Annotated in this window: 20 protein-coding genes; 15 read left to right on the forward strand and 5 right to left on the reverse strand. The window is 62.5% G+C overall.

Annotated features, from left to right (window positions below; all coding sequences use genetic code 11):
- Window positions 1-93: 93 nt before the first annotated feature.
- The 4 genes from acnB to IHV84_RS18160 form a co-directional block, all read right to left on the reverse strand.
- Window positions 94-2685, reverse strand: a complete 2592-nt coding sequence (gene acnB / locus IHV84_RS18145) for a bifunctional aconitate hydratase 2/2-methylisocitrate dehydratase (RefSeq protein ID WP_066695462.1) — start codon at window positions 2683-2685, stop codon at window positions 94-96.
- An 88-nt stretch (window positions 2686-2773) separates the two neighbouring features.
- Complete coding sequence (locus tag IHV84_RS18150) at window positions 2774-3403, reverse strand: hypothetical protein (protein ID WP_066695464.1); 630 nt, start codon at window positions 3401-3403, stop codon at window positions 2774-2776.
- A gap of 22 nt (window positions 3404-3425) precedes the next feature.
- Window positions 3426-4439, reverse strand: a complete 1014-nt coding sequence (locus IHV84_RS18155; RefSeq protein WP_233100119.1) for a CoA ester lyase — start codon at window positions 4437-4439, stop codon at window positions 3426-3428.
- A gap of 187 nt (window positions 4440-4626) precedes the next feature.
- Window positions 4627-5613 (reverse strand): malate dehydrogenase, encoded by a 987-nt coding sequence (locus IHV84_RS18160; protein ID WP_198847912.1) that lies wholly within the window; start codon window positions 5611-5613, stop codon window positions 4627-4629.
- Between the two features lie 198 nt (window positions 5614-5811).
- Between IHV84_RS18160 and IHV84_RS18165 the strand changes: the two genes are divergently transcribed.
- From IHV84_RS18165 to fghA, 11 genes are all read left to right on the forward strand, one after another.
- The gene (locus IHV84_RS18165; protein ID WP_066695470.1) at window positions 5812-6597 is read left to right on the forward strand and encodes a GntR family transcriptional regulator; all 786 of its coding nucleotides are present in this window, start codon (window positions 5812-5814) and stop codon (window positions 6595-6597) included.
- 134 nt (window positions 6598-6731) lie between these two features.
- Window positions 6732-7166, forward strand: a complete 435-nt coding sequence (gene sdhC / locus IHV84_RS18170; protein ID WP_142084657.1) for a succinate dehydrogenase, cytochrome b556 subunit — start codon at window positions 6732-6734, stop codon at window positions 7164-7166.
- Window positions 7167-7230: 64 nt separating this feature from the next.
- Entirely contained in the window at window positions 7231-7596 is a 366-nt protein-coding gene (sdhD, locus tag IHV84_RS18175) for a succinate dehydrogenase, hydrophobic membrane anchor protein (protein ID WP_198847913.1), read from the forward strand.
- 22 nt (window positions 7597-7618) lie between these two features.
- On the forward strand, window positions 7619-9427 hold the full coding sequence (gene sdhA / locus IHV84_RS18180) for a succinate dehydrogenase flavoprotein subunit (protein ID WP_066695481.1): 1809 nt from the start codon (window positions 7619-7621) through the stop codon (window positions 9425-9427).
- Window positions 9428-9452: 25 nt separating this feature from the next.
- The gene (locus IHV84_RS18185) at window positions 9453-10157 is read left to right on the forward strand and encodes a succinate dehydrogenase iron-sulfur subunit (protein WP_044397589.1); all 705 of its coding nucleotides are present in this window, start codon (window positions 9453-9455) and stop codon (window positions 10155-10157) included.
- 18 nt (window positions 10158-10175) lie between these two features.
- Complete coding sequence (locus IHV84_RS18190; RefSeq protein ID WP_066786571.1) at window positions 10176-10496, forward strand: succinate dehydrogenase assembly factor 2; 321 nt, start codon at window positions 10176-10178, stop codon at window positions 10494-10496.
- Window positions 10497-10552: 56 nt separating this feature from the next.
- Window positions 10553-11863 carry a citrate synthase gene (locus IHV84_RS18195; RefSeq protein ID WP_066695491.1) on the forward strand — a complete coding sequence of 437 codons (1311 nt, stop codon included), beginning with the start codon at window positions 10553-10555 and terminating at the stop codon, window positions 11861-11863.
- A gap of 475 nt (window positions 11864-12338) precedes the next feature.
- Window positions 12339-12677, forward strand: a complete 339-nt coding sequence (locus IHV84_RS18200; protein WP_198847914.1) for an ankyrin repeat domain-containing protein — start codon at window positions 12339-12341, stop codon at window positions 12675-12677.
- A gap of 260 nt (window positions 12678-12937) precedes the next feature.
- Window positions 12938-13204, forward strand: coding sequence for a metal/formaldehyde-sensitive transcriptional repressor (locus IHV84_RS18205; protein WP_044397595.1), 267 nt, complete (start codon window positions 12938-12940; stop codon window positions 13202-13204).
- 34 nt (window positions 13205-13238) lie between these two features.
- Complete coding sequence (locus tag IHV84_RS18210) at window positions 13239-14354, forward strand: S-(hydroxymethyl)glutathione dehydrogenase/class III alcohol dehydrogenase (protein WP_142084659.1); 1116 nt, start codon at window positions 13239-13241, stop codon at window positions 14352-14354.
- Between the two features lie 115 nt (window positions 14355-14469).
- Window positions 14470-15333, forward strand: coding sequence for an S-formylglutathione hydrolase (fghA, locus tag IHV84_RS18215; RefSeq protein WP_198847915.1), 864 nt, complete (start codon window positions 14470-14472; stop codon window positions 15331-15333).
- An 85-nt stretch (window positions 15334-15418) separates the two neighbouring features.
- On the opposite strand, the gene IHV84_RS18220 is transcribed toward fghA, so the two are convergent.
- Entirely contained in the window at window positions 15419-17347 is a 1929-nt protein-coding gene (locus IHV84_RS18220) for a PhoX family phosphatase (protein WP_198847916.1), read from the reverse strand.
- Window positions 17348-17674: 327 nt separating this feature from the next.
- Between IHV84_RS18220 and IHV84_RS18225 the strand changes: the two genes are divergently transcribed.
- Genes IHV84_RS18225 through IHV84_RS18240 form a run of 4 tightly spaced genes read left to right on the forward strand, consistent with a single transcriptional unit; the run spans window position 17675 to window position 22783 of the window.
- Window positions 17675-20653: an EAL domain-containing protein gene (locus IHV84_RS18225; protein ID WP_198847917.1), complete on the forward strand. Its 2979-nt coding sequence runs from the start codon at window positions 17675-17677 to the stop codon at window positions 20651-20653.
- 56 nt (window positions 20654-20709) lie between these two features.
- A complete protein-coding gene (locus tag IHV84_RS18230) occupies window positions 20710-20949 on the forward strand; it encodes a hypothetical protein (RefSeq protein ID WP_044397601.1) in 240 nt (79 codons plus the stop codon).
- On the forward strand, window positions 20946-21824 hold the full coding sequence (locus IHV84_RS18235; RefSeq protein ID WP_198847918.1) for an HDOD domain-containing protein: 879 nt from the start codon (window positions 20946-20948) through the stop codon (window positions 21822-21824). The genes IHV84_RS18230 and IHV84_RS18235 overlap by 4 nt, the downstream gene beginning before the upstream one ends.
- Entirely contained in the window at window positions 21821-22783 is a 963-nt protein-coding gene (locus IHV84_RS18240; protein WP_198847919.1) for an ATP-binding protein, read from the forward strand. Before IHV84_RS18235 ends, IHV84_RS18240 begins: the two co-directional genes overlap by 4 nt.
- The last annotated feature ends 9 nt before the right edge of the window (window positions 22784-22792 follow it).

The following is a 22792-nucleotide window of genomic DNA, read 5'->3' on the forward strand; positions in this document are numbered from 1 at the left end:
CTGTACAAACAACAAAGACCCCGAAGGGCCTTTGCTTAACTTACTGGCATTGCCCCGAAGGGCCGTTTGCATTCATGCGCTGAGCGCAGCCTGTCAGGCCGTCACGCCCTTGGCAACCTCTGCATATTCCTCGATCTGGTCGAAGTTCATGTAGCGGTACACGCTGGCCTTGTCAGCATCGATCACGCCCATTTCCTGGAGGTATTCCTCCTTGGTGGGCAGCTTGCCCAGGCGCGAGGCGATGGCGGCCAGCTCGGCAGAGCCCAGGAACACGTTGGTGTTCTTGCCCAGGCGGTTCGGGAAGTTGCGGGTGGAGGTGGAAATCACCGTCGCACCCTCGCGCACCTGCGCCTGGTTGCCCATGCACAGCGAGCAGCCGGGCATTTCGGTACGCGCACCAGCCGTGCCGAAGGCGGCGTAGTGGCCTTCCTTGATCAGCTCGCTCTGGTCCATCTTGGTGGGCGGTGCCACCCACAGCTTGACGGGAATATCGCGCTGGCCGCCCAGCAGCTTGGCTGCGGCGCGGAAGTGACCGATGTTGGTCATGCACGAGCCGATGAAGGCTTCGTCGATCTTGGTGCCAGCCACTTCGGACAGGAACTTGGCGTCGTCCGGGTCGTTCGGGCAGCAAACGATCGGCTCCTTGATGTCGGCCAGATCGATCTCGATCACGGCGGCGTACTCGGCATCCTTGTCGGCTTCGAGCAGGTTGGGGTTGGCCAGCCAGGCTTCCACCTTCTCAATGCGGCGCTGCAGGGTCTTCGCGTCCTGGTAGCCATCGGCGATCATGTTCTTCATGAGCACGACGTTGGAGCGCAGGTACTCAGCGATCGGCTCGGGGTTGAGCTTGATCGTGCAGCCGGCGGCGGAACGCTCGGCCGAGGCGTCGGACAGCTCGAAGGCTTGCTCCACCTTCAGGTCCGGCAGGCCCTCGATTTCGAGGATCTTGCCCGAGAAGATGTTCTTCTTGCCGGCCTTGGCCACGGTCAGCAGGCCCGCCTTGATGGCGTACAGCGGGATCGCGTGCACCAGGTCGCGCAGCGTCACGCCGGGCTGCATCTCACCCTTGAAGCGCACCAGCACCGACTCGGGCATGTCCAGCGGCATCACGCCGGTGGCAGCGCCGAAAGCCACGAGGCCCGAGCCTGCGGGGAAGGAGATGCCGATGGGGAAGCGGGTGTGCGAGTCACCGCCCGTGCCCACTGTGTCGGGCAGCAGCAGGCGGTTGAGCCAGCTGTGGATCACGCCGTCGCCCGGGCGCAGGGACACGCCGCCGCGGCTGCTGATGAAGGCCGGCAGTTCGCGATGGGTCTTCACGTCCACCGGCTTCGGGTACGCAGCGGTGTGGCAGAAGGACTGCATCACGAGGTCGGCCGAGAAGCCCAGGCAGGCCAGATCCTTCAGCTCATCGCGCGTCATCGGGCCGGTGGTGTCCTGCGAACCCACGGTGGTCATCTTCGGCTCGCAATACGTGCCGGGACGGATACCCTGGCCTTCGGGCAGGCCGCAGGCACGGCCGACCATCTTCTGCGCCAGCGTGAAGCCGGCCTTGGATTCAGCCGGCGCCTTGGGCAGGCGGAACACGGTCGATGCGGGCAAGCCCAGGGCCTCGCGCGCCTTGGCGGTGAGCGAGCGGCCAATGATCAGGTTGATACGGCCACCGGCGCGCACTTCGTCCAGCAGCACGTCGCTCTTGAGCGCGAACTCAGCCACGGTTTCGCCGTTCTTGACGATCTTGCCGTCGTAGGGCAGCACGTCGATCACGTCGCCCATTTCGAGCTTGGACACATCGACTTCGATGGGCAGAGCGCCGGAATCTTCCTGCGTGTTGAAGAAGATGGGGGCGATCTTGCCACCCAGCGTCACGCCGCCGAAACGCTTGTTCGGCACGAAGGGGATGTCCTGGCCGGTGGCCCAGATCACCGAGTTGGTAGCGGACTTGCGCGAAGAACCGGTGCCCACCACGTCACCGACGTAGGCAACCAAGTGGCCTTTCTTCTTCAGGTCTTCGATGAACTGCATCGGGCCGCGCTTGCCGTCTTCCTCGGGCTTGAAGGCCGCGTCAGGACGCGTGTTCTTGAGCATGGCCAGGTAGTGCAGCGGAATGTCGGGGCGGCTCCAGGCGTCGGGGGCGGGCGACAGGTCGTCGGTGTTGGTCTCGCCGGGCACCTTGAACACGGTGACGGTGATTTTCTTCTCGACCTCGGGGCGGCTCGTGAACCACTCGGCATTGGCCCAGCTCTGCATGACCTCCTGGGCCTTGGCGTTGCCGGCCTTGGCCTTGGCGGCCACGTCGTTGAAGAAGTCGAACATCAGCAGCGTCTTCTTGAGGGCTTCTGCGGCCACGCCAGCGACTTCCGCGTCGTCGAGCAGTTCGATCAGAGGGTGCACGTTGTAGCCGCCCACCATGGTGCCCAGCAGCTCGGTCGCCTTGGCCTTGGAGATCAGGTCCACCTTGATGTCGCCATGCGCCACAGCGGCCAGGAAGCTGGCTTTGACCTTGGCGGCATCGTCCACGCCTGGAGGCACACGGTGCGTCAGCAGGTCCAGCAGAAAGGCTTCTTCGCCTGCGGGCGGGTTCTTGATGAGCTCGATCAACTCGGCCACTTGCTTGGCGTCGAGGGGCAGCGGCGGGATGCCCAGGGCGGCGCGCTCGGCGACGTGGTCACGGTAGGCTTTCAACATACTTCTCTCCGGTTACGTTCTAAAGTGGGGCAACAGCGCACCTCCCTGCCCACTGGCCGGGCAAGAAAGTGCTGCGTTTTCAAGGTTCTTATTTGCTGCCGCTGGGGGCGTCAAAAACGCTCTGCGGGGGAGCTTTCTTGATGGCTTCAGCAACAACATACTGCTCGGGGCTCATGCATTCGTCTGCCATGCGCTGACCCAGCTTCTGGTTCATCAGCATGGACTTGTTGGCAATCTGCAGCCAGACCGCGCCGGCCTTGGTGTCTTCCAGACGCACCGCACCCGTGGTGGTCGCCACGGGAATCATGCGGTACTTGAAGCCCTTGCCTTCGACCTGGAAGTGGCCTGGATTGGCCTTGTCGGCTGAGACATTGACGAAAGCGCCCAGTTCGCAGGCGATGCGCCCGACATGCACACGCTCGGCAATGGCCAACTCTTCGGGGGACAGTGCAGCCTCTGCGGCGATGATGCCGGTAGCCACCTGGTTGGCCGCGCTCTTGAGTTGGGTGCGGCTGCTGGTCTGCTGGGCCTTGGCCACTACAGTCTTGCCATTGCCTGCCGCAGCGGTAGAGGATTTGGTGGTGTTGGCGGGCTTGGCCTTGGCCGCCGTCGCCTGTTTGGCCGATGCAGGCTTGGCAGGCGTTGCGGCGCCGGAACCCTGGGCCATCACCCAAGCAGGCGCCAAAAGCAGGAGAGCGGAGGCGAAAAGTTGTTTCATGGCGTCAAAGCTCCAGTAAAAATCATGCAGTAACGTGGCTCACGGGCGTAACCACATCAAACCAGTGGCCCACCGAGGAAGGAAGCGCGACGCCAGTGTAGTGCGCACGCTCCAGCAACTGCCAGTAGTAGCGGTAACTCGCCCGGTCATGCAACACCCCATCGTGGCTGATGGGGGCCCACTGGGCGGCCTGGGCTGCCAGCAGGATGCGCGCCGCCGCTTCCACCTCAGCCAACGCCGGCGCAAACGCACGCAGGATGGGGCGGATCTGCGACGGATGGATGCTCCACATCCGGGTGTAACCCAGTTCCTGGGATGCGCGCTGGGCCGCAGCCTGCATCGCGGCAGGGTCGGTGAATTCCGTCACCACGCAATGCGAGGGCACCTTGCCGTAGGCATGACAGGCTGCTGCAATCTCCAGCTTGGCACGCACCACCAGAGGGTGGGCGAACTGCCCCTGCGATGTCATGGCGTGGGCAGGAATGGCGCCGCCGTGGGAGGAGACAAAGTCCATCAACCCAAAGCTGATGCTCTGCACTTGGGGGTGGGATGCGATCTCAAAAGCGTGTGATACCGCCAAGGGCGATTCAATCAGCACATGCAAAGGCAAATGGGTGGCGCCTGCACGCAGCAAGGCTTGTTCGGCAGCAACCACGTCGTCCACCGTTTCCACCTTGGGCACCATGATGTGACACAGGCGTTGACCGGCCGCGCCGGCAATGATGTCGATATCGCTTGCAAAAGCGGGGTGGTCTGTGGCGTGCACCCGCGCTGCCACCCGGGCAGTGGCCGAGGCACCCGAGGCCAGCGAAGCCACCAGGCGGGCGTGCTCCACCTCTTGCCCCACCGGAGCGCCGTCTTCGCAATCCAGCGTCACGTCTACCACGCAAGCGCCAAACTCTTCGGTCAGCTCAGCCTGCATCTGCAGGCTCTTGCGCATGCGAGCTTCCACACCGCTGTAGTGATCGCACACAGGCAATGCCTGTACACCCGCCTGGGCGCCGAGCAGTATTTCACGGGGGTGGAGTGCGTCCATCATCAGCTACAGGGCTATGTGCAATGCCCAGGGGGAGAAAAATCGTGTGGCCACTGCAAATCGAAAGCAAGGGCCACAGCATGTCTCTCACCGCTCTCAAATTGAGAGCTGCTAGCGCTTGATTGGCGGGCGCTAGAGGGCAAAAACCCTCAAACCGCCCGCCACAAAGCGCTAGCGACTACGTGCTTTACAGCAGGTGCTTGACGCCGTCCTTCTCGCCTTCGAGCTCAGCCAGGGTCTTGTTGATGCACTCTTGGCTGAATGCGTCGATGGGCAAGCCTTCGACGATCTTGTACTCGCCGTTCTCGGTGGTGACCGGAAAGCCGAACACGATACCGGCGGGAATGCCGTATTCGCCGTTGGAGGGCACACCCATCGTCACCCACTCGCCCTTGGAGCCCAGGGCCCAGTCGCGCATGTGGTCAATGGCGGCGTTGGCGGCAGACGCAGCCGAGGACAGGCCACGAGCGGCGATGATGGCTGCGCCGCGCTTGCCGACGGTAGGCAGGAACACATCCTTGTACCAGGCCTCGTCGTTGATGGCGTCCTTCACGGACTTGCCGTCCACCGTGGCGAAACGGTAGTCGGCGTACATCGTGGGCGAATGGTTGCCCCACACCGTCAGCTTCTTGATGTCGCCCACCTTGAAGCCACCCTTGGCCGCCAGTTGGGAAGCTGCACGGTTGTGATCCAGGCGCAGCATGGCCGTGAAGTTCTTGGCTGGCAGATCAGGAGCCGACTTCATGGCGATGTAGGCGTTGGTGTTGGCGGGGTTGCCCACCACCAGCACGCGCACATTGCGGGAAGCCACGGCGTTCAGAGCCTTGCCTTGGGCGGTGAAGATCTGGGCGTTGGCAGCCAGAAGATCAGCGCGCTCCATGCCTGGGCCGCGAGGACGGGCACCCACCAGCAGGGCGTAATCGGTGTCCTTGAAAGCGGTCATGGGGTCGCTGTGGGCTTCGATGCCAGCCAGCAGAGGGAAGGCGCAGTCTTCCAGCTCCATGATCACGCCCTTGAGTGCGTTCTGGGCCTTTTCGTCAGGAATTTCCAGCAGTTGCAGGATGACGGGCTGATCCTTGCCGAGCATTTCGCCGGAGGCGATGCGGAACAGCAGTGCGTAACCGATTTGACCAGCGGCGCCAGTAACGGCAACACGGACAGGCTTCTTGCTCATGGTGAAAAACTCCAGGAAGTGACAAAAACAGGTAAAGGTGCAACGCAGCACCAGCGCCTGTTACCAGCAGCCCGTGCCCCGCAAACAGCCTTGGAGTTTACCCCCGTTTCATGGCCTCGGTCAATTTGTCTTATGTCTTATATAAGATATGATTGCGAGCGCCGCGGTTCACCACCCATCCCGCCCAACCAACTCCACATGTCCTCGCTCCCGTTCGCTGCCGACAATTCGCCCGCCCCTCAAGGCGCCGGGTTGCCGACGCCTGCGTTCAGCCCGCTGTACCAGCAAATCAAGGGCTTGATTTTGCAGAGCCTGCAGCAAGGCGAGTGGAAGCCTGGGGAATCGATTCCCAGCGAGATGGAGCTGGCAGCACGCTTTCGGGTGAGCCAAGGCACCGTGCGCAAGGCCATTGATGAACTGGCTGCCGAAAACCTGGTGGTGCGCAGGCAAGGCAAGGGCACCTTTGTTGCCACCCACGCCGAGCAACATGTCCAATACCGGTTCCTGAAGCTGCTACCCGATACTGGCGATGCCAGCGTGGAAGGCCCGGCCCAGCGCTCCGTGATCGAATGCCGCCGCGTGCGCGCCAGCGCCGACATTTCACGGGTGCTGGCATTGCGCAGCGGTGACCCCGTCATGCAGGCCAAACGCATCTTGTCTTTTGCCGGTGTTCCAACCATTCTGGAAGACATCTGGCTGCCCGGCCACGCTTTCAAAGGACTGACGGGCGAGCAGATGGCCAACTACCAAGGCCCCACCTACGCCATGTTCGAGATGGATTTCGGAGTACGCATGGTGCGTGCCGAAGAAAAGATTCGCGCCGTGCTGCCCGATGCAGAGCAGGCCCAATTGCTACAGGTCACCACAGCCACCCCCCTGTTGAGTGTGGAGCGCATCGCTTACACCTATAACGATGTTCCCATGGAGTTACGACGTGGCCTCTACCGAACCGACACCCACCATTACCGTAACGAACTGAGCTGACAGCAGGCTGGCACCTGATTACAAACGTCGATTTTTGATCCCGATACAAAAGCGCGGTTGTTGCATTGCAATAGAATTTTGTGTTGTTTGCATCTTCCAATTACAGAGCAGTTACATCCACGAAAGCACCAGACATGACTGAACTAGCCAAAAAACGGCCTGAATTCCGCAACATCAATGCCTTCAAGGACTTGACGACCTATCGCATGGCACCAGCAGCATGGGTTTCGATCCTGCACCGTGCCAGCGGGGCCATCATGTTCCTGCTGCTGCCCTTTGTCATCTGGATGTTCGACACCTCGCTGTCGTCGGAAATCTCTTTCGGAAAATTCAAAGCAGCCTTCAATGCGGGCTTGGGCTTTGTCCCCGGCTGGTTCATCAAACTCGTGGTTCTGGCATTGATCTGGGCCTACATGCACCACCTCATCGCCGGCCTGCGCCACCTGTGGATGGACGTCAGCCACGACGCCGTGAACAAGGAATTCGGCAAGACCTCTGCCGTTTTCACGCTGGCAGTCAGCATCGGCCTGACGCTGGTACTGGGCGCCAAACTTTTCGGCTTGTACTGATTTCAAACAACAAGGCGTGCGTGCCATTGAAGGCACCATAGCCCCCACAAAAAAGGAAACCAATATGTCCGTCAATTACGGCTCCAAGCGCACGGTCGTCGGCGCCCACTATGGCCTTCGCGACTGGCTCAGCCAGCGCGTCACTGCCGCCCTGATGGTTCTGTTCACCGTCGTGGTTCTGGTTCAGCTCGTAGCGTCCAAGGGCCCCATCGGTTACGACCTGTGGGCCGGTATTTTTTCTGCCCAATGGATGAAGGTTCTGACTTTCTCCGTGATCGTGGCCATGGCATGGCACGTGTGGGTGGGGGTCCGTGACATTTTCATGGACTATGTCAAGCCCGTGGGCCTGCGTCTGGCCCTGCAAGTTTTCACCATTGTATGGCTCGTCAGCTGCGCTGGCTGGGGCATCCAGGTTCTGTGGCGTCTCTGATTCCCGCGATTGAAGGTACAAAATGAGCTATACAAAAGCCAATATCACCACGCGCAAGTTCGACGTAGTCATCGTCGGCGCAGGCGGCTCGGGCATGCGCGCCGCGCTGGAACTCTCCCGTGCAGGCCTGAACGTGGCCTCGCTGTCCAAAGTCTTCCCCACCCGCTCGCACACCGTGGCTGCGCAAGGTGGCGTGTCTGCCTCGCTGGGCAACATGAGCGAAGACAACTGGCACTATCACTTCTACGACACCATCAAGGGTTCTGACTGGCTGGGCGACCAGGACGCCATCGAGTTCATGTGCCGCGAAGCACCGAAGGTGGTGTACGAGCTGGAACACTTCGGCATGCCGTTCGACCGCAACCCCGACGGCACCATCTACCAGCGCCCCTTCGGCGGCCACACCGCCAACTACGGCGAAAAGCCCGTGCAACGCGCATGCGCAGCCGCTGACCGTACCGGTCACGCCATGCTGCACACGCTGTACCAGCAAAACGTCAAGGCCAAGACCAACTTCTTCGTGGAGTGGATGGCTCTGGACCTGATTCGCGACGAATCCGGCGACGTGGTCGGTGTGACGGCCCTGGAAATGGAAACCGGCGACCTGCACATCCTGCAAGCCAAGACCGTGCTGCTGGCCACGGGTGGCGCAGGCCGTATCTTCGCGGCATCCACCAACGCCTTCATCAACACCGGTGACGGCCTGGGCATGGCAGCGCGTGCTGGCATCGCCTTGCAAGACATGGAGTTCTGGCAGTTCCACCCCACCGGCGTGGCCGGTGCCGGCGTGCTGCTGACCGAAGGCTGCCGCGGTGAAGGCGCCATCTTGCTCAACAGCAATGGCGAACGCTTCATGGAGCGCTATGCGCCTACCCTGAAGGACTTGGCTCCCCGCGACTTCGTGTCGCGCTGCATGGACCAGGAAATCAAGGAAGGCCGTGGCTGCGGTCCGAACAAGGACTACATCCTGCTCAAGCTGGATCACCTGGGTGCGGAAACCATCCACAAGCGTCTGCCTTCGGTGTACGAAATCGGCGTGAACTTCGCCAACGTGGACATCACCAAGGAACCCATCCCCGTGGTTCCCACCATCCACTACCAGATGGGTGGCGTGCCCACCAATATCCACGGCCAGGTCGTGGAGCAAAAGAACGGTGTGAACAACTCCGTGGTGAACGGCTTGTACGCTGTGGGTGAATGTGCCTGCGTGAGCGTGCACGGCGCCAACCGCCTGGGCACCAACTCGCTGCTGGACCTGTTGGTGTTCGGCAAGGCCGCTGGCCGCCACATCGTTGAGTTCAACAACAAGAACAAAGAGCACAAGCCACTGCCTGCCGACGCGGCAGACCGCACGCTGGAACGCCTGAACCAGCTCGAAAGCTCCAAGAGCGGCACCTACGCCCAAACCCTGGCTGGCGACATCCGCGCCACGATGCAACAGCACGCTGGCGTGTTCCGCACCCAGGCCAGCATGGACGAAGGCGTCAAGAAGATTGCCGAGCTGCGCGATCGCGTGGCAAGCGTCACTCTGCAAGACAAGTCCAAGGTGTTCAACACCGCCCGCATCGAGGCATTGGAAGTGGACAACCTGATCGAAGTGGCGCAGGCCACGATGGTCTCTGCCGCTGCCCGCAAGGAATGCCGTGGCGCCCACACCGTGTACGACTACGAGCATCCTGCCGACCACCCAGAGTTCCCACTGGGCCGTAACGATCAGGAGTGGATGAAGCACACCCTGTGGTACAGCGAAGGCAACCGCCTGGATTACAAGCCGGTCAACCTCAAGCCCCTGACAGTGGAAAGCATTCCACCCAAGGTCCGGACGTTCTAAACAGTAGCCCCACGAGAGCAGAATCATGAAGCGCACATTCCAAATCTATCGCTACGATCCGGACAAGGACGCCAAGCCCTACATGCAGACCATCGAGATCGAACTCGACGGCCACGAACGCATGCTGCTGGACGCCTTGATCAAGCTGAAGCAACAAGACCCTACGCTGTCGTTCCGCCGCTCCTGCCGCGAAGGCGTCTGCGGTTCTGACGCCATGAACATCAATGGCAAGAACGGCTTGGCCTGCCTGACGAACATGAACACCCTCAAGGGCACGATTGTTCTGAAGCCCCTGCCCGGCCTGCCAGTGATCCGCGACCTGATCGTCGACATGACGCAGTTCTTCAAGCAGTACAACTCGATCAAGCCCTACCTGATTAACGACAATCTGGTGGCACCTGATCGTGAGCGCCTGCAGAGCCCCGAAGAGCGTGAAGAACTGAACGGTCTGTACGAGTGCATCTTGTGCGCAAGCTGCTCGACCAGCTGCCCCAGCTTCTGGTGGAACCCCGACAAGTTCGTGGGCCCCGCTGGTCTGCTGCAGGCCTACCGCTTCATCGCCGACAGCCGCGACGAAGCCACAGCCCAGCGCCTGGACAACCTGGAAGATCCGTACCGCCTGTTCCGTTGCCACACCATCATGAACTGCGTGGACGTTTGCCCCAAGGGCCTGAACCCCACCAAGGCCATCGGCAAGATCAAGGAATTGATGGTGCGCCGCGCCATCTGATCCTTTCAGGGCCTCACCATGAGCGATATCGCCACCACAGCGCCTGCAGCAGCCGACGAGCTGCTGACAGAGCGCGAACTGAGCAAGCTGCACTGGCGCTGCCGGCGCGGCTTGCTGGAGAACGACCTGTTCATTCAGCAGTTCTTCAAACGTTTCGAACCTGAGCTGAAGCAACGCCATGCTCAGGGGTTGGCGGCGCTCATGGCCCTGGCAGACAACGACCTGCTGGACCTGTTGCTCTGCCGCCGCGAACCAGACGAGACACTGGCCAGCGCAGAAGTGAACGAAGTACTCAGCATGCTGCGCTTGAGTGGCGGCACCCCTGCCCTGCGGGCCTGACAAACGCAGGGCGCCCCTAGACCGGATTGACATCGGCAAACCTAAGGAAAGTAACAATGAAGCTAGCTGACAACAAAGCCACCCTGTCGTTCTCCAACGGCAGCCCCAGCGTGGACCTGCCGGTCTATCAGGGCAGCATCGGCCCGGACGTCATCGACATCCGCAAGCTGTATGCACAAACGGGCATGTTCACCTATGACCCCGGCTTCCTGTCCACAGCCGCAACCCAGTCCGCCATCACTTACATCGATGGCGACAAGGGCGAGCTGCTGTACCGCGGCTACCCCATTGAGCAGCTGGCTGTGAACTGCGACTTCCTGGAAACTTGCCACCTGCTGCTGTACGGAAACCTGCCCAATGAAGCCCAGAAGAAGGACTTTACCAGCCGCGTGACCAACCACACCATGGTCAACGAGCAAATGCAGTTCTTCCTGCGTGGCTTCCGCCGTGACGCACACCCCATGGCTGTGCTGACCGGTCTGGTGGGTGGTCTGTCGGCCTTCTACCACGACAGCACCGACATCAACAACCCAGAGCACCGCGAAATCGCCGCGATCCGCCTGATCGCCAAGATGCCTACGCTGGTGTCCATGGCATACAAGTACAGCGTGGGCCAGCCTTACATCTACCCACGCAACGACCTGAGCTACGCTGGCAACTTCATGCGCATGATGTTTGCCACGCCTTGCGAAGAGTACAAGGTCAACCCGGTGCTCGAACGAGCTCTGGACCGCATCTTCATCCTGCACGCTGACCACGAGCAAAACGCTTCCACATCGACCGTGCGCCTGTGCGGCTCGTCGGGCACCAACCCCTTCGCAGCCATCGCTGCGGGCGTGGCCTGCCTGTGGGGCCCTGCCCACGGTGGCGCCAACGAAGCCTGCCTGAACATGCTGGAAGACATCCAGCGCAACGGTGGCGTGGCCAAGGTTGGCGAGTTCATGGAGAAGGTCAAGGACAAGAACTCTGGCGTGAAGCTGATGGGTTTTGGCCACCGCGTGTACAAGAACTACGACCCCCGCGCCAAGCTGATGCAGGAAACCTGCAACGAAGTGCTGCAGGAACTGGGCCTGGAAAACGACCCCCTGTTCAAGCTGGCCAAGCAGCTCGAGAAGATCGCGCTGGAAGACGACTACTTCGTGTCGCGCAAGCTGTACCCCAACGTGGACTTCTACTCGGGCATCGTGCAACGCGCCATCGGCATCCCCGTGTCGCTGTTCACTGCCATCTTCGCGCTGGCACGCACCGTGGGCTGGATTGCCCAACTGAACGAAATGATTGGCGACCCCGAGTACAAGATCGGCCGCCCACGCCAGCTGTTTACCGGTGCTGAGCGCCGCGACGTGCTGCCTATCAGCAAGCGCTGATCGGTGAAGTGCCTGGCGCGCGTGGCGCCCAGGCCTGAACCCCACAAAGCCCGCAGGTGCCCCCTGCGGGCTTTTTTACGCCTGCTGCCGCTTCTTTTGAGCCTGCGATGGGGTTCAGACCAGGGAAATGACCCCAGGGTGATTGGCAGGAACCTTGCGGCCCAAGAGCACCGCGCATCCCTCGGAACCGCCAGCCGTTGAGCGAAGCAACACCCGCGGCGGTGGCGAGTCTTTGCAACGCAGCAGTCCAAGCCACACGGCCGACACTGCCCACAGCGCAGTGTTGAGCGCCGAGGATTCCAAGGGATTTCCATCACCGCGCCAGCTGCCAGCGCACCGCAGAATGCAGCCATTGCGGCAGAAGCCAGACATGGATCGCTGGACACGCTGACCGCCCCCGGCCCCATGGGACCAGCGCGCCAGCATGACGCTTATGTCCCTGCTCACAGCCAAACCCTACACGGAGGAAGTTCCTATGTCCGCAGGTGACTGGAAGCGCTTTTACCAGGCGGTCTGTGATGGCGACATGCGCCTGGTGCGACTCTACATCGAAGCGGGCATTGATGTGAACTACGCCCACCCGGAGTTCTTCTCCACCCCGCTGGTGGCAGCCATACGCAACCAGCGTGAAGAAGTGGCGCTCTTCATCTTGCAGCGCGGCGCAGATCCGCTGCGGGTGTCTGAAGTGGATGGCGCCTCCCCCATGGATCTGCTGGCCACCAGCAACCTTCCGCGCCTTCAAGAACAACTGGACCGCATGGGGATTGCCGCCCGGCCTGCCCGGAATTTCTGGAAACGCTGGCTGGGCTGGTAGCGGCAGCGCAGGCCCGCACCGGCCGCTAGGTGGATCAACCCGAGGGGCCAAGACGCCAACCCAACTCACCCCCGATACCTTGAAGAGTCAGCGTGCTCCGCCAAAACGCATAACCTCTTTTTCACAGGCACGCACGTACTCCCCCCTAGTAACCACACTTTGTGCCATGCCAGCGCTTATATTTAAAGCGCTGGTAATTTATACTGCCACCCAGTACACCTCTTGATCCACGATTGAGAGGCGCCAGAACGGAATACCCCATGCCCCACACCGCAGAAGACAAGCAACGCGCCATCACCCGCCTGCGCCGCATCAAAGGCCAGGCGGAGGCGCTGGAGCGCGCGGTGGAGGCTGGTTCAGACTGCGCCCCCATCCTGCAGCAGCTGGCCGCCATGCGGGGAGCCGTGCACGGGCTGATGGCCGACCTGCTGGACAGCCATGTGCGCGAAACGCTGGCAGAAAAACCCGCACCGTCGCAGCAGGCCGTGGATGAAACACTGGCGCTGCTGCGGTCATACCTCAAATAAACCACCACCCCCGACTGACCGAAAGGACCACCCCATGAAATCCCGCGCCGCCGTTGCCTTCAAAGCCGGAGAACCCCTGCAAATCGTCGAGATCGATGTCGCCCCGCCCAAAAAGGGCGAAGTGCTCATCAAGATCACCGACACCGGTGTGTGCCACACCGATGCCTTCACCCTGAGCGGTGAAGACCCCGAGGGCCTGTTCCCCGTGGTGCTGGGCCATGAGGGCGCAGGCATCGTGGTGGAAGTGGGCGAAGGCGTGACCAGCGTCAAGCCTGGCGACCATGTGATCCCGCTCTACACCGCCGAATGCGGCGAATGCCTGTTCTGCAAGAGCGGCAAGACCAACCTGTGCGTGGCCGTGCGCGCCACGCAGGGCAAGGGCGTGATGCCCGACGGCACCACGCGCTTCAGCTACAACGGCCAGCCCATCTACCACTACATGGGCTGCAGCACGTTCAGCGAATACACCGTGGTGGCCGAGGTGTCGCTGGCCAAGGTCAACCCCAACGCCAACCCCGAGCAGGTCTGCCTGCTGGGCTGCGGCGTGACCACGGGCCTGGGCGCCGTGAAGAACACTGCCAAGGTGCAGGAAGGCGACACGGTGGCCGTGTTTGGCCTGGGCGGCATCGGGCTGGCCGTGATCCAGGGTGCCAAGCTGGCCAAGGCCGGGCGCATCATCGCGATTGACACCAACCCCTCCAAGTTCGACCTGGCGAAGGTGTTTGGCGCCACCGATTGCGTCAACCCCAAGGACTTCGACAAGCCGATCCAGCAAGTGATTGTGGAGATGACAGGCTGGGGCGTGGACCACAGCTTTGAGTGCATTGGCAACGTGAACGTGATGCGCGCCGCGCTGGAATGCGCGCACCGTGGCTGGGGCCAGTCGGTCATCATCGGCGTGGCCGGCGCGGGCCAGGAAATCTCCACCCGCCCCTTCCAACTCGTCACCGGCCGCAAGTGGCTGGGCTCGGCCTTTGGCGGCGTGAAGGGGCGCAGCGAGCTGCCCGGCATGGTGGAAGACGCCATGGCCGGCAAGATCCAGCTGGCACCGTTCGTGACCCACACGATGGGCCTGGAGGAGATCAACACTGCGTTCGATCTGATGCACGAAGGCAAGTCCATCCGCTCGGTGGTGAAGTACGCAGCCTGACCCAGGCACTGCAAAAACAAGAGCGCCTTGCGCTGGCTGGATAGGCATTCAAGCCATAAAAGCCTTGAAACCCCTATTCAGCAAGCGCTACCAGCTATTCTTTTGTGAGCAACCCATGTCCACCCATCTGGAACTGTTGAGCAGCCATGCCTGCTTTGGCGGTGAGCAACGCTTCTACCGCCATGATTCGGGCACGATCGGCCTGCCGATGAAATTTGCGGTGTACCTGCCGCCCCAGGCAAGCCAAGGCCCCGTTCCCGCCCTGCTGTACCTGGCCGGGCTGACCTGCACCGAAGAGACCTTCGCCATCAAGGCCAGCGCCCAGCGCCGTGCGGCCGAATTGGGCCTGGCGCTCATCACGCCTGACACCAGCCCGCGCGGCGCCAACGTGCCCGGCGAAGCCGAGAGCTGGGACTTTGGCGTGGGCGCAGGCTTTTACCTGGACGCCACCCAGGCCCCCTGGGCCACGCACTGGCGCATGGAAAGCTACGTGATGAACGAGCTGCTGCCGCTGTGCACGGCACAGTTGCCGATCGACGCGCAGCGCCTGGGCATTTTTGGCCACTCGATGGGCGGGCACGGCGCGCTCACATTGGCGTTGCGCCACCCTGGGCGGTTCAAAACCCTCTCAGCCTTTGCGCCCATCTGCGCGCCCACCCAATGCCCCTGGGGCGAGAAGGCGTTCACCGGCTACCTGGGTGCAGACCGCACCAGCTGGGGTGAGCATGACGCCACCGTGCTGATGGAAAACCAACCCCTGGCGCCCTACCCTGGCGGCATCCTCATCGACCAGGGCCTGGCCGACAAGTTTCTGGAAGGGCAACTGCACCCCCATCTGTTCGAGGCAGCATGCACGCAGATTGGCCAGCCCCTCACGCTGCGCCGCCACGCGGGGTATGACCACGGCTACTACTTCATCCAGACGTTCATCGACGACCACCTGCAGCACCATGCCAAGGGCCTGGACGCAGGGGCCTGAACGGGCTGTTTCGTACCGCCTTCCAATGGCAAAAAGGGCTGTCCCGCAAGGGGCAGCCCTTTTTTTACTCAGCGCCCAGCGCGGTTCAAGTGCCCACCACGCCGCCGTCTGCCTTGCGGATGACCACGGTGGCCGAGCGAGGACGGCCGTTGGCCTTCTTCTCGGGCCAGTTGGACACGGCACGGGGGTTCTTGGGGTCGGTCAGCTCGTTGGCGGGCTCGCCCGGGTGCTGGATGTTGACGAACATGGTCTTGCCGTCGGGCGTGGTGGTCACGCCGGTGACCTCGCAGCCTGCGGGGCCGACGAGGAAGCGACGCACTTCGCCCGTGTTGACATCGGCAGCCAGCATCATGTTGTTGCCAAAGTTCTTCAGGTCGCCCTTGCCCATGGCCGACGTGGACATGTCGCACTGGATCCACAGCACACCGCGGCCGTCCACCCACAGGCCATCGGGGCACGAGAACATGTCGCCCTTGATGTTGCCCTTGGCCTCGGCGCGCTCCAGCGATGGATCACCCGCCATGACGAAGTGGTTCCAGGCAAAGGTCTGGCCGCTGAAGTCGCCGTCTTCCTTCCAGCGAATGATGTGGCCCTGCGTGTTGTTGGCACGGGGGTTGGCCGCATCCACGGCGGGCTGGTTGGCGCCGCCGCGGTTGCTGTTGTTGGTCAGCGTGGTGTAGACCCAGCCCTGCTTGTCCACGGCAATCCACTCGGGGCGGTCCATCTTGGTGGCGCCCAGCAGGTCGCTGGCCTGGCGGGCCTTGATCAGCACTTCGCCCTGGTCGGCAAAGCCGTTGGCGGCTGTGAGCGGGCCTTCGCCATGCGTCAGCGCAATCCAGCGGCCCTTGCCGTCGGCGTTGAACTGTGCCACGTACAGCGTGCCATGGTCCAGCAGCGTGGCGTTGGCCGCGGCACCGCCGGGCTTGATGGCATCACGGCTCACGAACTTGTAGATGTACTCAAAGCGTGCGTCTTCGCCCATGTAGACCACAGCCCGGTTGTCACGCGTGACGGCCACCGTGGCGCCTTCGTGCGCACCCCGGCCCATGGCCGTGCGCTTGACGGGGGTGGAGCTGGGGTTGTTGGGGTCAATCTCCACAATCCAGCCGAAGCGGTTGGGTTCGTTGGGGTTCTTGGTGGCGTCAAACCGCGCGTCAAACTCATGCCAGCGGTAGCCAGAGCCACCCTTCTTCAAGCCCCAGCGCTTTTCATGGGCGCTGAGCGTTTCGCCACCGCTGAAGTAGTTGATGAAGTTTTCTTCGGACGTGAGGTACGTGCCCCAGGGCGTGATACCGCTGGCGCAGTTGTTGAGGGTGCCGAGCACCGAGCGACCTTGCGGGTCGGCTGCCGTTTTCATCAGCGCGTGGCCTGCGGCGGGGCCGCTGACCAGGGTGGGCGTGTTGGCTGTGATGCGGCGCGCCCAGGGCGAGGGTGTCACCACCTCCCACTTGCCGTTCTTTTCCTGCACTTCGCAGATCGATACGCCGTGGGCGGCCTGCGACTTGCGCACTTTCTCCAGGCTCCAGTTGGCGGCGCCGTCGGGGAACAGCAGACCGTGGTCCACATACTCGTGGTTCATGGCCAGCAAGCCCACCTTGGAGCCTTCTTGCGCAAAGTAGTGGATGCCGTCGTGGTGCATGCCAAACTGGGTCGCCTGCTGGGCGGCGCTGTTGCTGGCATCGTCCTTGAACGCGGCGTTTTCGCCAGACATGCCCACGGGGTCACCCCAGGGTGCGATCACCTGCACGGTGTAGCCCTCGGGCACCGCCACCGTATCGGCCGTGGAAAGAGCTACGCTCTTGAAGCCCAACAGGGGGCCAGCACCAGAGCCAGGGGTGGCACAACCCACCAGCGCAGCAGCACCGGCCACCGAGCTCAGCGGCGCCAGAAAATTACCGGCCAACGCACCCAAACCGCCCCGTAACAAGGTGCGGCGCGAAGGCGCGGACACCTCATGGATGCTGGGATTGGAAGAACGGTTGCTGTCTTCCATCAGGGAAAAGTCTTTTGCCATCGTGCAGTACTTGGTTGTGACTGCGCCGCCGGGGTAGCAGCGCGCGCCGCTATTGTAGGCGCGGCGTGTGACCAAGGCATGACAGGCCTGCAAAAGATAGCCTTCTGCATGGCGCAACGAGGGCGCCCTGCCTCTTGCCTCCTGCCGCAGAACGGGCACAGAGCAGTGAAGCTGCTCAATCGAAAATTGATACATTTATCAAACAACCATTTATTTGATAAATGTGCTTACAATTGAGCAAACACGTCACATAATGTAACCATGCACAGCGCTGGTGCATGGGCTTCGCCAACAGCCACCCGCGCACGCAGGCACCGGAAAGATTGCATGACGACGACCTCTTCTTTGTCGATAGAAACCTCTCCCGCGCCGGGAAGCGCCACCGCCGAGGTGTGCGCGTCCGTCGATGAACTCAAACAACGGATCTTCGACGCGACGCCCATGGGGCTTTGCCTGCTGATCCGTGCCCAGCCCGTGCTCATCAACGCGCGATTTGCCGAACTGCTCGGGGCTGCCCCTGAAGACGCCTTGCGCCCTGCCACCTGGCTGCAGCAACAGTGGCCAGAGCTGTGGCCGCAACTGCTCGGCATAGGCCGCGGCCAACGGCATGTGAGCTGTGCAACTGCCTCGGGCCGCATCTTCAATGGGCGTGCCTATGCGCGGGTGCTGCCCGCACTGGCCGAAGGGGCCGAACTGATCACCGTGGTGGACGAACCCCAGCGCGCGCAAATTGCTTTTTCTTCGCACTGGCGTGCCCGCATGCTGGAGCAGACGGAGACCATGGGCCGCAGCGGCTCGGCAGAAATCGACCTGGACCAAGGCAAGGCCTTGCTGTCCAAGGGCCTGTATACGCTGCTGGGGCTGCCCTTTCACCCCAAAGCCGTGCCCAGCTGGCGCCTGCTGCAGCGGCTGCCCGCGAAAGAGCGCGGCTATGCGGCCTCGATATGGCAAGGCGCACTGCCCGACGAGCCGTTCGAGTTCCAGCACCGGCTGGTCTGTAGCGATGGCAAGCGGCTTGAAGTGCTGCAGCGGGGCATGGTCGAAACCGACGGCTCTGGCCGCCGCCATGGCTACGTCATCATCCAGGACATCACCGCCCAGCGTGAAGCCGAGCAGCGCATCCAGGAGCTGGCCAACCACGACGAAGTCACGGGCCTGGCCAACCGCACGCAACTGCTCGACCGCATTGATGCAGCCGTGCACGCCGCCAAGTGGGACCCGCAACCGTTTTTGCTGCTCTCCATCCAGGTCGATCAGGTAGACCAGCTCAAGCAGGCCATGGGCTATGGGGCGGGTGATGCCATGGCCATGGCCGTGGCATCACGCCTTTACACGCTGGCCGAGCCCAGCGACATCGTGGCGCGCCTGGACGGCGGCGAATTTGCGATTTTGCTGAGCCCCGAGAGCAGCGCGCTGGACCCCCAGGGCTACCACCACGCTCGCGCGGTGGTGGAGGCCATGTCCAAGCCCGAGCGCCTGGGCGCGGCCGAAATTGTTCCTGGCGGGCGCGTGGGGGTGGCGCGCTTTCCGGCCGATGCACAAACCGCCAGCGAGCTGCTGGAAGCCGCACAAACCGCACGCATGGACATTCCAGCCACCGGTGAACAGGTCGCGATCTTCACCCCCGAAGCCCGGGCGGCAGCGTTGCGCAAACTGGCTGTCGAGTCGGGCCTGCGGCATGCCGCAGAGCGCGGTGAGCTGGGCCTTTCCTACCAACTGCAGGCCGACCTGACCACCGGCGAGATTGCCGGTGCGCAGGTCATCATGAACTGGACCAGTCAGGCACTGGGCAGTGTGCCAGGCCATGAGTTTGTGCCGATTGCCATGCAAACCGGCCTGATCGTCATGCTGGGCGACTGGAAGCGTGAAGCCGTTTGCCAGCAATTGCGTGCCTGGGAGCAGGCGGGCGTGCGTGTACCGCGCCTGTGTCTGCGCATCTCGCAACTGGAGCTGCAGCAGCCCGACATGGTGGACAAGCTGCGCCAAAGCCTTCTGGCCAACGGCCTTCAAGCGCAAGCGCTCGGCATTGAGATCAGCGAACAGGCCTTGTTCAATGCATCGCCTGAACTGGTGAAGACCTTGAACCAGCTGCGCGGGCTGGGGCTGGAGATTTCGCTGGGCGATTTCGGCGCGGGCGCCACCAACCTGGGCCTGCTGCGCACCCTGCCGGTGGATGTAATCAAGGTGCACCGCTCATGCGTGCCCGATGTGACGGCGGCCACCGGTGATGTCTCGCTCACCCGGGCCATCATCAACATGGCGCACAGCCTGCAGATGAAGGTCATGGCAGACGGTGTGGAAACCACAGGCCAGCTCACGCTGCTGATTGCCAATGGCTGTGACCGCATGCAGGGCCCGGTGCTGTCGCCGCCTGTGGACGCCAATGCACTCGTGCAGCAGCTGGCCAGCAAGATCACGTTGCCCGCCCACCTGCTCACTCGCCGGCGCGAACGCACCTTGCTGCTGGTGGACGATGAGCCCAACATCGTCTCGGCCCTGCGGCGCCTGTTCCGCCGCGAGGGTTACCGCATCGTCACGGCCAGCAGCGGAGCCGAGGGGCTGCAGCGCATGGCCGAATACGAAGTGGACGTGGTGCTTTCGGACCAGCGCATGCCCGGCATGACCGGTGTTGAATTTCTACGCCGCGCCAAAGAGCTGTACCCCGACACCGTGCGCATGGTGCTCTCCGGCTACACCGAACTACAGTCGATCACCGACGCCGTCAACGAAGGCGCCATCTACCGCTTTCTGACCAAACCGTGGGATGACGAACGGCTGCTCGTGCATGTGCGCGAGGCCTTTGCCCACAAGGAACTGGGCGACGAAAACAAGCGCCTGGCCACCGAAGTCGTCACGGCCAGCGAGGCCCTGGCCGCCGCCAACGAGCGGCTGGAGATGGTGCTGAACAACCAGCAGCAGCAAATCGACCAGGAATCAGCCCGTGCCAACGCTGTGCGCGACATGCTGGACCTGGTGCCCGTCCCGTTGCTGGGGGTGGACCCCGACGGAGTCATCGTGCTGGCCAACCAGGAGGCCCAGCGCGTTCTGGGCCACCGCACTGCCGTGCTGGGCGAACCTGCCCAGACCGTGCTGCAACAGCCCCTGCCGCCCATGGCGACGGAACTACTTTCGACCCCAGCCCAAAACGCCCCAACCACTTACCAGGCGCCCCTGCACTGGCTGGGCCCCCACTGGAGCGGCAAGGTGCGCGTGCTGAACACCACGCCGCCGCGCGGCCTGATGGTGGTGTTGACGGACCACCATAGCCCAGCACAGCCACAGCCCGACAACGAAACGCCCTGTTAAGACGCGAAAGACGCGAGCGCGAACACGGCACCGATCAAAAACATCAGCCCTTGTCCATGGCACCCCATTCCGCCCCCTCACTGCCCGACACACCCAGTGCAGCACCCGTTGCTGCCCCCATCAGCACCACGCTTGAAGCCGCATCACCAGCACCTGGTACGCAAATACAACCGACTGAGGCCGTGGATCCGGCTGCACAACGGCTGCGCCACCTGTTTCGCCGCCTGGATGCCAAAGGCCAGACCCATGTGCTGAAGAAAGCGCTTTTCGAATACCGCGGAATTGAGCTGCCATGAAAGTCCCGCCACCCCGTCTCTTGAAGCTTGATCGCGAAGCCCTCGCACGCGACGTGCGCGCCCTGCCTTCCCTGCCCACCGTGGTGCAGGAGCTGATGATGCTGGTGCAGAAAAATGAGGTGCAGCTGGACACCATCACCAACACGCTGAGCCTGGACCAGGCCTTGTCGGTCAAAGTGCTGCAGCTGGCGAACTCTCCGTTCTACGGGCTGTCCGGCCGGGTGCGTTCCATTCGTGATGCGATCAATATTCTGGGAATGCGCCAGCTCAGCAGCCTGGTCATCGCGGCGGCGCTGACCCTGCAGTTCGAAAAGCTCCACGGCCAGTCTTTGCACATGAATGCGTTCTGGCGGCATTCGATTGGCTGCGCCACCGCAGCCCGCCAACTGGCCAAGCGCACGGGCCTGGATGAGCAAGCAGCTTTCACCGCAGGCCTGCTGCACGATGTGGGCCGACTGGTGGTAGACAGCCACCACCCCCTGGAAGCCGCGCAGGCCATTGCCTGGGCAGAGGCCAGTGACACGCCCCACTGCGATGCTGAGTACATGCTGCTGGGCATTGACCACACAGAACTGGGGTCCTGGGTGTGCCGCCACTGGCGGTTTACCAGCGATGTGACCGATGCCATCGCGGGCCACCACCACCCACCGCCTTCGGGCGCGCTGACGCTGATTGACATCGTTCACGTGGCCGACGCCATCACCCACGCACTGGACCTGGCCGATGCCCCCAACGAGGCCGTGCCTGGAATCAGCTCTGCAGCCTGGGCACGGCTGGGCCTGCAAGAGCGCGAACTACCGGCGCTGCTGGCCAGCATTGAAAGCGAATTCAACGATTTGTATGCCGTGCTGAAGCCCGCCAAGGAGGCCCCATGACCCACAACGGACTATCCCCCCTGCCCCAGGATTTGACGCTGGCCGAGATGTCAGACGTGCAGATCCGCGCCATCGTGGGCGAGCTGATCAAAACCAACCGGGACTTGAAGGAGGTGAACTCCAAGCTGTCTGATGCGCAGAGCAAGCTCATCCAGTCGGAAAAGCTGGCCTCCATCGGGCAACTGGCAGCGGGTGTGGCGCATGAGATCAACAACCCCATCGGCTTCATCTTCTCGAACTTCGGCACCCTGGAGCAGTACCTGGAAGACCTCTTCCAGATGCTGGACGCCTACGAGCAGGCCGAGGCGAGCGTGAGCGACAGCGCAGCACTGGCACGCATCCGCAGCCTCAAGGCAGATCTGGACATTGACTACCTGAAAGAGGACATTCCCAACCTGATGCGCGAGTCGCGCGACGGCATCCAGCGCGTGCGCAAAATCGTGCAGGACCTGAAAGATTTTTCACGCGTGGATGCACGCCAGGAGTGGGAAAGCGTGGACCTGCACGCGGGCATCGACTCCACACTCAACATCGTCAACAACGAGATCAAGTACAAGGCCGACGTGGTCAAGCACTACGGCGCGCTGCCCGAAGTTCAGTGCCTGCCCTCGGAGCTGAACCAGGTGTTCATGAACCTGTTGGTCAACGCAGCCCACGCCATCACGGCTGAGCGTGGCACCATCACCATCAGCACCGGAGTCGATGGCCCCAATGTGTGGGTGGAGGTGGCCGACACTGGCGCAGGCATTGCACAAGAAAACCTGAAGCGTATTTTTGACCCCTTCTTCACCACCAAGCCGGTGGGCAAAGGCACGGGCCTCGGCCTGTCGCTGTCTTACGGTATCGTGCAAAAGCACAGTGGGCGCATGGAAGTGCACAGCGAACTGGGTGTGGGCACCCGGTTCAGGATCACGCTGCCCATCAAGCACGAAGAAGCAGCCACCCAGCCAGCCGCTTGACGGCGGGCC

The organism is Acidovorax sp. IB03 (genome assembly GCF_016406015.1).
Taxonomy (GTDB): Bacteria; Pseudomonadota; Gammaproteobacteria; order Burkholderiales; family Burkholderiaceae_C; genus Acidovorax; species Acidovorax temperans.

Coding starts and splice junctions, on each gene's coding strand:
- acnB (WP_066695462.1), bottom strand. CDS start 2,685: ATGTTGAAAGCCTACCGTGACCACGTCGCCGAGCGCGCCGCCCTGGGC.
- IHV84_RS18150 (WP_066695464.1), bottom strand. CDS start 3,403: ATGAAACAACTTTTCGCCTCCGCTCTCCTGCTTTTGGCGCCTGCTTGG.
- IHV84_RS18155 (WP_233100119.1), bottom strand. CDS start 4,439: ATGGACGCACTCCACCCCCGTGAAATACTGCTCGGCGCCCAGGCGGGT.
- IHV84_RS18160 (WP_198847912.1), bottom strand. CDS start 5,613: ATGAGCAAGAAGCCTGTCCGTGTTGCCGTTACTGGCGCCGCTGGTCAA.
- IHV84_RS18165 (WP_066695470.1), top strand. CDS start 5,812: ATGTCCTCGCTCCCGTTCGCTGCCGACAATTCGCCCGCCCCTCAAGGC.
- sdhC (WP_142084657.1), top strand. CDS start 6,732: ATGACTGAACTAGCCAAAAAACGGCCTGAATTCCGCAACATCAATGCC.
- sdhD (WP_198847913.1), top strand. CDS start 7,231: ATGTCCGTCAATTACGGCTCCAAGCGCACGGTCGTCGGCGCCCACTAT.
- sdhA (WP_066695481.1), top strand. CDS start 7,619: ATGAGCTATACAAAAGCCAATATCACCACGCGCAAGTTCGACGTAGTC.
- IHV84_RS18185 (WP_044397589.1), top strand. CDS start 9,453: ATGAAGCGCACATTCCAAATCTATCGCTACGATCCGGACAAGGACGCC.
- IHV84_RS18190 (WP_066786571.1), top strand. CDS start 10,176: ATGAGCGATATCGCCACCACAGCGCCTGCAGCAGCCGACGAGCTGCTG.
- IHV84_RS18195 (WP_066695491.1), top strand. CDS start 10,553: ATGAAGCTAGCTGACAACAAAGCCACCCTGTCGTTCTCCAACGGCAGC.
- IHV84_RS18200 (WP_198847914.1), top strand. CDS start 12,339: ATGTCCGCAGGTGACTGGAAGCGCTTTTACCAGGCGGTCTGTGATGGC.
- IHV84_RS18205 (WP_044397595.1), top strand. CDS start 12,938: ATGCCCCACACCGCAGAAGACAAGCAACGCGCCATCACCCGCCTGCGC.
- IHV84_RS18210 (WP_142084659.1), top strand. CDS start 13,239: ATGAAATCCCGCGCCGCCGTTGCCTTCAAAGCCGGAGAACCCCTGCAA.
- fghA (WP_198847915.1), top strand. CDS start 14,470: ATGTCCACCCATCTGGAACTGTTGAGCAGCCATGCCTGCTTTGGCGGT.
- IHV84_RS18220 (WP_198847916.1), bottom strand. CDS start 17,347: ATGGCAAAAGACTTTTCCCTGATGGAAGACAGCAACCGTTCTTCCAAT.
- IHV84_RS18225 (WP_198847917.1), top strand. CDS start 17,675: ATGACGACGACCTCTTCTTTGTCGATAGAAACCTCTCCCGCGCCGGGA.
- IHV84_RS18230 (WP_044397601.1), top strand. CDS start 20,710: ATGGCACCCCATTCCGCCCCCTCACTGCCCGACACACCCAGTGCAGCA.
- IHV84_RS18235 (WP_198847918.1), top strand. CDS start 20,946: ATGAAAGTCCCGCCACCCCGTCTCTTGAAGCTTGATCGCGAAGCCCTC.
- IHV84_RS18240 (WP_198847919.1), top strand. CDS start 21,821: ATGACCCACAACGGACTATCCCCCCTGCCCCAGGATTTGACGCTGGCC.